Origin of the sequence: Fluviicola sp. (genome assembly GCF_029266855.1) — a bacterium.
GTDB lineage: Bacteria > Bacteroidota > Bacteroidia > Flavobacteriales_D > Crocinitomicaceae > Fluviicola.
On sequence record NZ_JAQSWB010000012.1, the window covers coordinates 44,262 to 56,736 of the forward strand.

The following is a 12,475-nucleotide window of genomic DNA, read 5'->3' on the forward strand; positions in this document are numbered from 1 at the left end:
TTTTATTCGTTTTCTATCTTAGTAAATATTACTTCGTTCCAGTTGTATCTTGTTGTGCAGCAAGTGAACCCCAAGACGGTGCTCCGTTTGCATCAAACGTTCCGTACTTCGCATCCTGGAATTTTCTTACGTAGTGCACCAAAGTCCAGATCTCTTTCTTATTCAGTAAAGAAGCATGTGCTCCCATCATCCCTTTACCATAGTAAATAGAATAGAACATTTGTCCTTCCTGAATTGCCAGACCACTTAAGACAGCAGCACCTGTATAAGCACCGGATTTAACCATCGGGCCTTCTCCGTCACCTTTTTCACCATGACAGTGATTACAGTTTATCTGATACAAAGCTTTTCCTTCCGCAAACACCTTATCGGCAACTTCCTTGGAAGTTAACTTGATCGGATTCACATCAGCAGCTGACATCTTGTATTCGTAATCCGCATCTTCATTTGAAGACAGATCATACTGATACAAACCATGTGATTCTGCAAACAATCTACCCGGCATACGGTGATATGGAAGTAAGGTGTGAACAGTTGCTGAATCCGTACCCGCATAAGGAATTGCATAACGCGGTGGAACCATTGCGGAACGACGCATCTTTAATTCGTCATTGATCTGACCACGAACCTCACCATAATCAACATACGGTTCAATCGCAGGAGAACGATACATATCAGGCATGTATTCTAAACCTGCACTATCAGGATCAGAAGTACACGCTGCAGCTAGCAACGCTACTAATGAAAACTGTGCAAATGCCTTGAATTTTACTTTCATCTGTATTGGTCTTTAAATGCTGTAAGACTTACTATCTACAGTTAATTAATGAATATCTTTTTGATCTACTTCTACTACTCCGGTCTCATTCAACATCGACATCAATTCTCCTTCGGAAAACCGGATGTTGTCTGACAAACGCAATTCCATTACGAACTTATCGTCTGTTGTACGAGGATCGGGATTCGTTGCTGGCATTCCCGGCAAAGTCTTATTCAATAACAAATAAGTGATTGCCATCCCGTGAGCAGCACACAATACAGTGAACTCAAAGGTAATCGGGATAAAAGCCAATACGTTGTCCATGTAACTGTCATTTGGTTTTCCACCAATGTTCATCGGCCAGTCATGAATCATGAAATAATTCATTCCAAAAGTTGCCAATGCAGTTCCGGTCAAACCGTACAAGAAGGCCATAATACCCAAACGTGTCTGCTTTACTCCGATAATCGGATCAATTCCGTGGATCGGGAACGGAGAAAACACGTCAGCTACTTTAACTCCTTTAGCGACTAACTTCTTTGCGCCGTCTTTTAGCACATCGTCGTCGTCATACATTGCATAAATTACTCTCTCTGCCATGTTTCTCTATTAATGATTATGAGTATCGTGGTCATCGTGTCCGTGACCGTTTTTTGCAAAATAAGGGTGAACCGGAGCGGTATCGTTCTTATATGATTCACCTGATGATTTCAAGATTGTTTTCAATTCGTTCAACGCCAGTACCGGGAAGAAACGTGCAAACAATAAGAAGAATACGAAGAACAAACCGATCGTTCCGATGTATACACCTAAGTCAATATGACTTGGGTAGTGCATAGACCAGGAAGACGGAAGGTAATCTCTGTGAATCGAAGTAACGATAATTACATAGCGCTCAAACCACATACCGATGTTTACAACAATCGAAATAATGAATGTAAACAACAAGCTTCTGCGTAATTTCTTGAACCACATCAACTGAGGGGAAACAACGTTACAAGTCATCATCGACCAGTAAGCCCACCAGTATGGTCCTGCTGCTCTGTTGAAGAATGCGTATGCTTCATATTCTACTCCTGAATACCAGGAAATAAATAACTCGGTGATATAAGCCGTACCTACGATCGAACCTGTAACCATGATTACAATGTTCATATATTCCACGTGTCTTGTATGGATGTATGCCTCCAGCTTCATCGCTTTACGCATTACCAGCAAGAGTGTTTGTACCATCGCGAACCCGGAGAATACTGCTCCCGCTACGAAATACGGAGGGAAGATCGTTGTATGCCATCCCGGGATAACCGATGTGGCAAAGTCAAAGGATACAATGGAGTGAACCGAGAATACAAGTGGTGTAGCAACACCCGCAAGTACCAATGATACCAATTCGAAACGGTTCCAGTGCTTAGCGCGGCCAGACCATCCGAAAGAAAGAATAGAATACATCTTCTTTGGAATCGGTTTTTTAACTCTGTCACGGATTGTAGCGAAATCAGGAATCAAACCGATGTACCAGAAAACAAGTGATACGGAAAGATACGTCGAGATCGCGAATACGTCCCATAATAATGGTGAGTTGAAGTTTACCCAAAGTGAACCGAAGTGGTTTGGTAATGGAAGTGTCCAGTAACCTACCCATAAACGACCCATGTGAATTAAAGGGAATAAACCGGCCATGAATACCGCGAAAATTGTCATCGCCTCAGCAGAACGGTTAATCGCCATTCTCCATTTTTGACGGAACAATAACAATACGGCTGAGATCAGGGTTCCGGCGTGACCGATACCTACCCACCAAACGAAGTTGGTAATATCCCAAGCCCATCCAACGGTTTTATTTAATCCCCAAACTCCGATACCTGTTCCTAACAAGTAAAAGATACATCCTACTCCGTATAATCCGATAACTAAAGCGATACCGAATAAAATGTACCACATGCGCGGTGCTTTATCCTCAATCGGCTTACATACATCCTCAGTAATCTGATGATACGTTTTGTGACCTAATATGAGGGGTTCACGAATTGCAGCTTCCTTATGCATTAGACTTTAATTTTAAGCAATTAATGATTTGACTTACTTTCATGTTTTTCAGCATGAGCTCCATGGCTACCATGATGCTCTTCTGCCGCCAACTTATCCAGATCAGCATTCTCGTTGTTACGGATCTTAACCTGGTACCAAACGTTCGGTTTAACACCAACTTCTTCTAAAGCCTGGTAAGAACGTTTGTCTGCTGAAACCTTACGGATCTTAGAGTTAACGTCATTCCAGTCACCGAATACAATTGCTCCGGCAGGACATGCATCTGAACAAGCAGATTCGAAGTCGCTGTCCTGAACTGTACGGTTCTGAACTTTAGCATCTAATTTCACAGATTGGATCTTCTGAACACAGAATGAACATTTCTCCATTACACCGCGTGTACGAACTGTAACGTCCGGATTCAATACCATACGTCCTAAATCGTCCTGAGCAGGATTGATCTCTGTAAATTTCTTGTATGACGGGTAGTTAAACCAGTTGAAACGACGAACCTTGTAAGGACAGTTGTTAGCACAGTAACGTGTACCGATACAACGGTTATAAGTCATTTGGTTTAATCCTTCATTGGAGTGCGTTGTTGCAGCAACCGGACAAACCGTTTCACACGGAGCGTGGTTACATTGCTGACACATCATTGGCATGTGAACTACCGCAGGGTTTGCAGTTGGAATTTCAGATGCTCTGTAATCCAAATGTCCTAAAACAGGATCCTTACGTGTACCCACAGCTGCTTCTTCGCTTGAAGCAAAGTAACGGTCGATACGCAACCAGTGCATTTCACGGCCTCTGCGAACTTCGTCTTTACCAACTACCGGAATGTTATTCTCAGCCTGGCAGGCAACGATACAAACTCCACAACCAAAACATTGGTTCAAGTCAATTGTCATTCCCCAACGGTGACCGATATGTTCTACCGGATGTGCATCCCATAAATCGAATTCTGAAATCGGAACTTCACCTTCATGTGTGTGTAACACGTGTTTGTGATTGTATGTTCCTGGCTCTTCATTCTGGTAAATGTCTAAAGTCGTCTCTCTAACGATAGAGTTACGGGACATTACCGTATGGTGAATTTGTGTTGCTGCGATTAAATAGGTACCGCTTTCTTTTGACAAAGAACCAAGTACATTATTTTGGTATGTTCCATTCTCCCAGTTAAGGAAGCGGAATGCGTTTTTACCTACGGTTACGCGATTACCTTTTTCGTCTGTTTCGAAACCTCCGTATTGTTTTGTTACGAATGCTGCGTTACCGATCTCCTCGTTTCCTTCTCCGCGTCCGTAACCAAGAGCGATACCGATAGTACCTGGTGCCTGGCCCGGTGACGGGTAAACAGGAAGTGTGATCGATTCACCGCCAACTTTTACAGTTGCAAGGTTCAATCCGTTCTCCTGGTCGAAAGTAGTTACGTAACCATCTTTCTTCATTGTCTCAGGAGACATCGTAATGTAGTTATCCCAGGTAACTTTTGAAATCGGATCCGGCAACTCCTGTAACCATGGGTTACCTGCCATATCCCCGTTTCCGATACCTGCTTTTTGATACAATACCACCTCAAGGGAACCTGATTTCGGTAAATTACCTGCAACTTTCCCCATGGATGCGTCATTAAACGCAACCGGAGCTCCTGGCATTACAAAATCCTCGTTACAGCTATTGTGAATAGCCATTTCCCAGTATGTATTGAAATCAGTATACTTTGTTTGCATTGGGAATCCGTAGATCTCCCAATTCTTTTGAATGTATTCGTATGCCACTCGCGAATCTTTTCCTCCGCGATTCTTCAAACCTGCCCATACTAACAATGACTCCATGGAAGAAGCCGTGTCAAATAACGGACGGATAGTTGGCTGAGCAATCGCATAGTGACCTGCTTTCGGGTTGAAATCCATCCAGGATTCCAAAGCGTGGTGGTCAGGAGCAATGTAAGTACATTTTGTAGCTGTCTCGTCTCCGTAAGAAGACAATGAAACAGTCAGTTTAATTTTATCAAGAGCTGCTGCGAATTCTTTACCGTTCGGTAAATTATAAACAGGATTTGCTCCAAGGAAGAAAATTGCATCCGGGCCTTTTCCTGCGATAACATCAGAAACAAGTTTCTGCATTTTCGCATCCTCAGATTTGAACATCTCCAATTGCTTGTCGAAAAGGATTGTTTTTCCGTAAGCTCCCAATACACTGTTCAACTTATTCGTAAGAATTTGAACCGCTTTATTGTTGGAACCGGAAACAACTACCGACATTCCTTTGGAAGCTTTCAATGCTTTAGCCGCAGCATCTGCAACAGCCTTTGCTTCTTTTGGTAAATCAGAAGGAACTCCGGAATTCACTCCGAATTTTCCAAGGATATAAGACAATACGTTTGCCTGCTCACTTGGCTTGATCATTCCACGGTAATCCGCGTTTGATCCGGTGATCGACATAACTGACTCAAACTGGAAGTGTTTGCTCATCCATTCTCCGTCAGGATTACGGCGCTTTCCATAATCAGCAGAGAATGCATTTCCAAGTAACCACGTACTTAAGAAATCTGCACCGATACTGACGATCGTTTTAGCTTGTGTGAAATCATAATCAGGAATAGCACGCATTCCGAAAGATTCCAGGTTCGCCTCACGCATTCCTGCGTAAGAAATTGCATCGTACTGAACCAGGTTGAAGTTTGGATGAATAACAGGCATGCCCATTTCATTCTTCACTTCCCCGTAAATACTTGTAGATAAATCTGCAATCGCACCCTGCATAGAAGGAGAAATTACCGAATTAGCAACAAATGCAACTTTACCGTTTGATTTCTTGATATCAGCCAAAGCAGCTTTAACAGCTCCGTCCAATTTATCCCATGAAATATCTTTTCCTTTGGATTGCGCAGTTTTCAATCGTGCGTTATCGTAAAGAGAAAGAACGGATGATACGATCTGAGGAGTCAATGCTCCCTGCGTAAATCCGAAATCACGGTTTCCTTTGATATAAATAGGTCGACCTTCACGTGTTTTAACAACAATACTTGCATATGCGTTTCCATCGTAATAAGTGGAAGCATACCAAGTCGCAACACCAGGTGTTACGTTTTCCGGTTTAACAACGTAAGGAATAGCTTTAGTTACCGGAGCCTCACATGCTGCAACTGTAGCAGCTGCAACGCTGAATCCTAAGAATTTTAAGAAGTCACGACGTGCCGTAGATGTTTCAGCAAGTTGATCATCACCTAAGAATTCGTCAACAGAAACAGACGGTGAAAACTCACGATCTCTTGACTCAACGAATGCAGGTGTTTCATGCAATTCATCAAGACCTTTCCAATATTTTTTTGACATAGCCATAATCTTTGTTCTACTGTTCGAGATTGATTAATAGTGACATTTAGCACATTCCCAACCACCTAATTCTTTAACCGTTACTTTTTTGTCCTCAAGGAACTTATTGTATAATTTTTTGTCTTTTAACAAACGGTTATGTATTTCATTGTAATAGTTGCTTCCTTTTGAATCCAATGACCCTGAAGAAATTTCTTTCTCAGCGTGACATTCGATACACCATCCCATCGTCAAAGTTGCCTTCGTCAACGGAACGTTACCTTCGATCTTGTTCAACTCACTAACCGGCTGAACTTTCGCAGTTTCGTTCATTTTAGTCATATCACCGTGACACTGCTTACAGTCTACCTGACCTGCAACTACGTGCTGCTGGTGGTTGAAATAAACGTGATCAGGCAATACGTGAACTTTATTCCAGATAATTTCTTTTGTCTTCCCGGAATACTTTTGAGTTGACGGATCGTATCCGGCAGCAGCGTAGATCTTCGCGATTTTCTCTTGTTGTTCAGGAGTATTCCCGTTGATCTGTTTGTGACAGTTCATACAAACATTCACAGTTGGAATACCTGCAGTTTTACCGTCGATCGCTGAATTGTGACAATACTTACAATCGATCCCGTTCTTACCTGCATGGATATCATGCGGGAATTCAATTGGCTGAGATGGCTGGTAATCTTCCAATACACCGATGGAGTATAAGGAAAGGAATAGCGAAACGATCAGTGAAAGTGTGATCACCAATCCGCCAAGACCGACATAACGTTTGTATTTCCAAGCCCAAGCTTTAAATTCTTGTCCGAATGACAGATCTTCATTAACAGCTTGACCCTCGTTTTCTCTCGTTGCATTCTTCAACTGACGGCGAACACCACCAACTGCCATAATGATTACGATGAACACAACCCCCATCAGGATCCAAACCCATGAAAGACCGTCTTCTTCTACTTCACCTGTTGCAGCACCTCCTGCAGAAGCAGCATCACCACCACCAGCATTAGCGGGATCAGACGGATCTGGCTGCTCATCTACCCAGTCAAAAATCGCATCAATGTCTTTTTGTTTTCCTGCTAAATCAGGAAAGGTATTCATCGCAGTCGACTTCACACCGGAAACCTGCTTTGCATACGGATCCGAAGCGGCAGCAGCATTCCAGTTCGCTACCCACTGATAAATAGAACCTTCCTTCGCACCACCCGCAATCCATTTATCACGGACTTTAAAGAGCTTAGGACCTGTACCATCTTTGTGAGGAGCGTGACATGTAGCACACTTTGCCTTGAATAAGGCTCCGCCATCTTGAGCGAAACTGTCAAATGCACCAACAACAAATACTGTTGAAAGCGCACCGATACACCATTGTTTTATACTTCTAAACATCTGATTATTAGATATTTTTGTTTCTACAATTCGTTGTCAACACTATGTTAACACAGCAATTAACGATGGCAAATTTAGAAGAATAAGGCCATTCCGTGACAGTTTTATGACAAATTCTGCCCCCGTTTTTTTAATTTAAAATGATTCTAAATAACATTGTTCTTTCACATTTGTTAACAATACCCTAATTTGCTACAACTTACACCCGTTTCTGGCAACTGGATACTCATTTTCCGGCATGATTTTTTTATGCAAATTCAGCAAATCCGGTTTGAATGAAACACATGCAAAATTTCAATTAACTTTGCCCAAAGATCGTTGCTATGGAAAAATTGATTTTGATTACAGCTTTATCCTTCATTTCTTGTTTTGGAAATGCCCAGGTGACTATTGTAAAAGATGGCAGAATTGATGATTTGGTGAGAGCACAAGGTCAGTCTGCAACACCTGAAATAAATGGTTACCGCTTGCAGTTGGCTTTCGATACAGACAAATCGTTTATTGATGATGCGCGCTCAAAATTTGCATCGATGTTTCCTAAAGTAGATACTTACGTTGAATTTGTTGCTCCGCATTATTTTTTAAAGGTGGGCGATTTTAGAACGCAGCTGGAAGCCGAAAAGGTAAAGGCATCTTCAACTCAGCAATTCCCAACCTGTTTCGTGGTAAAGGAAAAGATCAATTTACCGAGAATAGACCAGTAAATTAGTATCAATGGGATAATTATCAATTATCAAGAAAGTCCAAAATTCATTCTTTTGTCCTTCTTGATAATTACGTCATTGCTAATTGATAATTTTGCTAATTGCTTTCCCCGCCACATATCCGCTCGAAACGCAACCCTGGATCAAATATCCTCCCGTAGGTGCATCCCAATCGATCATTTCCCCCGCAACAAACACAGTTGGATAACGGTTCAATTCACCGGACTCCGTGATTTCAGATTCAGCTACTCCTCCGGCACATGAGATCACCTCGTCAATAGGTCTGAAACCCTTAATTCCGATTGGGAATTCTTTGATTGCCTTTGCCAGTTCCTTCGGATTCAAAAATCGCTCTTTTGACACAAAATTCCGGATCCAGAACACAGCCACTTCGCCCATTTTCAACTCTTTAAGTCCCTGGGACGGATTCTTTGCTTTCTTTAGAATTTCAAACACCTTTTCAGGAGTCATTTGAGGTTTCAGATCAACTTTAAAAACGGGCTTTTCCATCTTCCGCAACGCTCCATTGATCGCATAAGCAGGCTTTCCTTCCAGACCATAACTCGTACAGACCAGGTCTCCCGAACAACTTTGATTCCCGCAGGATGTCTGAATATTCTTTAAAATTTTTCCTTCCAGCCCTTCTATCCAGTTTTCATACAATACCAAGCCGGAATTGCTCGACTCAAAAGGTGTAACGATGATTCCTTTTTCTTCGAAACCCTGCACCCAGGCTCCGTCCGAACCGGTTACCGGCCAGGATTTCCCGCCCAATGCAAGAACGAGGTAGTCAAAGTCCAATTTTTCCTTTTTCCCGTCTCTTTCGACTTCAACTTGCTTTTCGTCAAAATTCAGAAAGCGCGTATTCAATACAAATTGCACCTTCGAAGCAAGAAATTCCTTCCAGGCATTCAACACCTGGATAGGTTTGATTTCGTCAGCAGGAAAGATCTTCCCGGATGAGCCGACTTTAGTCTCAATGCCTATTTGCTTCAGGAACTTGATCCAATCCTTGTTTGAAAACTGTCTGATCGTATTTTTGATCCAATCGGAATCGTACTTATCCCGGAATTCACTCGGTGTTTCGGAATGGGTAAGGTTAAATCCTCCGTCTCCGGCAACCAGGAATTTCCTCCCGACACTCGCCTTCTGATCCAGGAGTAAGATCTCACAATCGCTCTTCAGCAACTGGGTGGCAGCCATCAATCCTGCTGGTCCGCCACCAATAATTATTACGCGTTTCAAATTAACGGTAATTGATAGTGATTTTTTTCGCTAATTCTTTTGCTTTATCGGTAATCTGATCAACTTGCTCATCTCCGGAATACAGTACAACTGCCATCCTGCGATAAGGTCTTGTCGTTGGTTTTCCGAAGATCCGTACATCCGAACCCTCTACCTGCAACACTTCTTCCAAACCTGAAAAAGTGGGAGCATTTTCAGATTCTTTGTTTGCTAAAACAACTGCACTTGCTCCGTTTTTCAGGGAAACAATGGATGGAATAGGCAAACCTAAGATGGCACGAGCATGTAATTCAAACTCACTGAAATTCTGTGTTCCTGCAAGTGTCACCATTCCGGTGTCGTGCGGACGTGGGGAAAGTTCTGAGAAATAAGCCCCGCTTTCGGTAATGAAAAATTCTACACCCCATAAACCGGATCCGCCCAATGCTTCGGTAACTTTCGCCGCCATTTCCTGGGCTTCTTTCAAATGCTCCGCTCTCATCGGCATGGGCTGCCAGCTTTCCTGGTAATCCCCGCGCTCCTGGCGATGGCCGATTGGGGCGCAAAACAGGGTTTCTCCGTTATTTTGTGTTACTGTTAAAAGCGTGATCTCGTAATCAAAAGGAATGAATTCTTCCACGATTACTTCTTTCAAATCGCCGCGTGAACCTTCAATAGCATAAGTCCATGCTTTGGAAATCTCTTCCGTGGAACGTATTACCGATTGACCTTTCCCGGAGCTGGACATCAGGGGTTTCACCACGCAGGGAATTCCTATTTCCAGAACTGCTTTCTCAAACTCTTCGCCTGTTTTTGCATAACGGTAATTGGCTGTTCTAACTCCAAGATCTTTCGCTGCCAGATCCCGGATGGCTTTCCTGTTCATAGTGAAATTAGCAGCTTTTGCAGAAGGAATTACCTGGATTCCCATTTTCTCGTATTCATAGAAACGTTCCGTACGGATCGCTTCAATTTCCGGAACGATCAGATCCGGACGGTGTTTTGCAACAATCCCATCCAGCGAAACAGCATCGAGCATATTGATCACTTCAAATGAATCTGCCACTTGCATTGCAGGAGCGTTTTCATAACTGTCTACGGCAATAACCGTTTGACCTAAGCGTTGAAGTGCTATAACTAGTTCCTTTCCAAGTTCACCCGAACCCAGGAGTAAAATTTTCTTTTGCATAGCACAAAAGTAATTGAATCCCGAGAATTATCTGAATGAGAATACAAAATCCAAAAAACAGGAATGAATAAGTTTCAATATTCGTAATTCGTATCCCGATAGCTATCGGGACGTAATTCGTAATTCTAAAGAATAAACTTTTCTGCGGAAAACAGCGTCATATAGATTATTAACTATATTTGAAATTAACATGAAGGGAAAATTAACAGATTTGTTGCATACATTCAATGGAATTTCATTGGATGAGTTGTCGCGCGCTCCCTTAATGAACCGTGTGGATGAAAAATTTGCTTTCCCCATTGCCAAACTGGAAGCTTTCCTGGATGAAATGCGTCCGTATTACGATGTGTTGAATATAGACGGAAAAGTCATTTTTGATTATACCAGCCAGTATTTCGATAATGCCACATACTCTTTTTTTCACGATCACCACAAAGCGATTCCGAACCGCTTTAAAGTGCGCATCCGTACTTATTTGGACAGCAATAAATCCTTCCTGGAAGTAAAGGAAAAGATTAAAGGAAGAACAGATAAGAATCGCATTAATATTGATGGTTTCACTTCCGATTTTACGGATGATCACCGCTTGTTCCTCATGGACAGGCTCCGAAAAAACATGGACCTCCAGCCCGTAATGGTGAACAGCTACCGCCGGATCACACTGGTAAATAAATTGGTGGAAGAACGATTGACCATTGATTTTGACATCGTAAACGGAACACTGGATGCCCCGAATTGCAAGAAACAAACGCTTTCCTCTGTTGTTATTGCAGAATTAAAACAGCCCAAACTCGATAGAACTTCTCCATTCTATCAATTAATGAAACGCGAACTTGTTCGTCCGTTTCGCATATCTAAATTTTGCTTCGGCATGATTGATCTGTACGATGATGAAAATCGTCTGAAAGCAAACAGGTTCAAAGCAAAGAAACTACTTATACAAAAACTAATAAAAAATTCATCTCATGCTCCTCGCCCACAAACCAGATTCTGAACTATTTGGTATTTCCTTTTACAACGAAGACCTCTACCCACTTTTATTCCGAATGACCGTAAACCTGGTGGTTTTAGTGATTCTTATTCGTTTCATGTATTACGCCAAAGCAAGAAGAAAGGACTACCTCTTCACCTTCTTTATGATCGGAATGATCACCTTCTTCCTGTGTTTCGGATTGAAAAAACTCGATATTGACACCGGAATGGGACTCGGCCTTTTCGCCATCTTCGGAATTCTCCGTTATCGAACCGAAGGTATCGAGATCAAAGAAATGACTTACCTCTTCCTGGTAATTGGTCTTTCGGTTATCAACGCATTGGCTTCCAATAAAATTTCACTCGCCGAAATGGGCGTAATGAATGGTGCCTTATTGCTCCTGGTAGCCGGTTTGGAATACTTGTGGCTCTTGAAACACGAAACCCGCAAGATCATTGTATACGATCGCATTGACCTCATTCAGCCGGATAAATACCAGGAAATGATGGTGGACGTTCAGCTGAGAACAGGCTTAAAGATCAACCGCATTGAGATTGGTAAAATCGATTTCCTCCGCGATGTGGCGCAATTGATGATCTTTTACGATGGAGACATTCAGTCATTTGGAACCGGAGCCGGACCAAGTGATTCCGAGTAATCAGCTTTAATAATATTGAAAAGGAAGAGAGTTTGCATTGCAGATTCTCTTTTTTGTTTAGGGGGATTTGTTCAGTCTTCGATTGAAAAAATCTACTTTCCGAAATCAGGAATAGATCAACTGAGAGGAATCTGAAACCGGCCCTTACGCTGGAAATCGTTAAAAACAAGCAAATGAAGCGAAAAGAAGCATTCATTGTTTGAGTCCATAGGACGAGTTTCGAA

General features: G+C 42.3%; 10 protein-coding genes. 3 read left to right on the forward strand and 7 right to left on the reverse strand.

Going from position 1 to position 12,475, the window contains the following annotated elements; genetic code table 11:
- Positions 1-28: 28 nt before the first annotated feature.
- Genes K0S23_RS18045 through K0S23_RS18065 form a run of 5 tightly spaced genes read right to left on the reverse strand, consistent with a single transcriptional unit; the run spans position 29 to position 7,503 of the window.
- Positions 29-778 (reverse strand): cytochrome c, encoded by a 750-nt coding sequence (locus tag K0S23_RS18045; protein WP_300360240.1) that lies wholly within the window; start codon positions 776-778, stop codon positions 29-31.
- Positions 779-823: 45 nt separating this feature from the next.
- Positions 824-1,360 carry a DUF3341 domain-containing protein gene (locus tag K0S23_RS18050; RefSeq protein WP_300360242.1) on the reverse strand — a complete coding sequence of 179 codons (537 nt, stop codon included), beginning with the start codon at positions 1,358-1,360 and terminating at the stop codon, positions 824-826.
- 9 nt (positions 1,361-1,369) lie between these two features.
- Positions 1,370-2,806 (reverse strand): NrfD/PsrC family molybdoenzyme membrane anchor subunit, encoded by a 1,437-nt coding sequence (gene nrfD / locus K0S23_RS18055; protein ID WP_300360244.1) that lies wholly within the window; start codon positions 2,804-2,806, stop codon positions 1,370-1,372.
- 20 nt (positions 2,807-2,826) lie between these two features.
- Positions 2,827-6,126, reverse strand: coding sequence for a TAT-variant-translocated molybdopterin oxidoreductase (locus K0S23_RS18060; RefSeq protein ID WP_300360245.1), 3,300 nt, complete (start codon positions 6,124-6,126; stop codon positions 2,827-2,829).
- Between the two features lie 33 nt (positions 6,127-6,159).
- Positions 6,160-7,503, reverse strand: a complete 1,344-nt coding sequence (locus K0S23_RS18065) for a cytochrome c3 family protein (protein WP_300360246.1) — start codon at positions 7,501-7,503, stop codon at positions 6,160-6,162.
- Positions 7,504-7,826: 323 nt separating this feature from the next.
- On the opposite strand from K0S23_RS18065, the gene K0S23_RS18070 reads away from it, so the two are divergent.
- Complete coding sequence (locus K0S23_RS18070) at positions 7,827-8,207, forward strand: hypothetical protein (RefSeq protein ID WP_300360248.1); 381 nt, start codon at positions 7,827-7,829, stop codon at positions 8,205-8,207.
- Between the two features lie 81 nt (positions 8,208-8,288).
- On the opposite strand, the gene K0S23_RS18075 is transcribed toward K0S23_RS18070, so the two are convergent.
- Together K0S23_RS18075 and purT are read right to left on the reverse strand one after the other, a co-directional pair.
- Positions 8,289-9,452, reverse strand: a complete 1,164-nt coding sequence (locus tag K0S23_RS18075; RefSeq protein WP_300360249.1) for a TIGR03862 family flavoprotein — start codon at positions 9,450-9,452, stop codon at positions 8,289-8,291.
- 1 nt (position 9,453) lies between these two features.
- Complete coding sequence (purT, locus tag K0S23_RS18080) at positions 9,454-10,620, reverse strand: formate-dependent phosphoribosylglycinamide formyltransferase (RefSeq protein ID WP_300360251.1); 1,167 nt, start codon at positions 10,618-10,620, stop codon at positions 9,454-9,456.
- A gap of 190 nt (positions 10,621-10,810) precedes the next feature.
- On the opposite strand from purT, the gene K0S23_RS18085 reads away from it, so the two are divergent.
- Positions 10,811-11,614, forward strand: a complete 804-nt coding sequence (locus tag K0S23_RS18085) for a polyphosphate polymerase domain-containing protein (RefSeq protein ID WP_300360252.1) — start codon at positions 10,811-10,813, stop codon at positions 11,612-11,614.
- Complete coding sequence (locus tag K0S23_RS18090; RefSeq protein WP_300360253.1) at positions 11,586-12,251, forward strand: DUF4956 domain-containing protein; 666 nt, start codon at positions 11,586-11,588, stop codon at positions 12,249-12,251. Before K0S23_RS18085 ends, K0S23_RS18090 begins: the two co-directional genes overlap by 29 nt.
- Positions 12,252-12,475 lie beyond the last annotated feature (224 nt).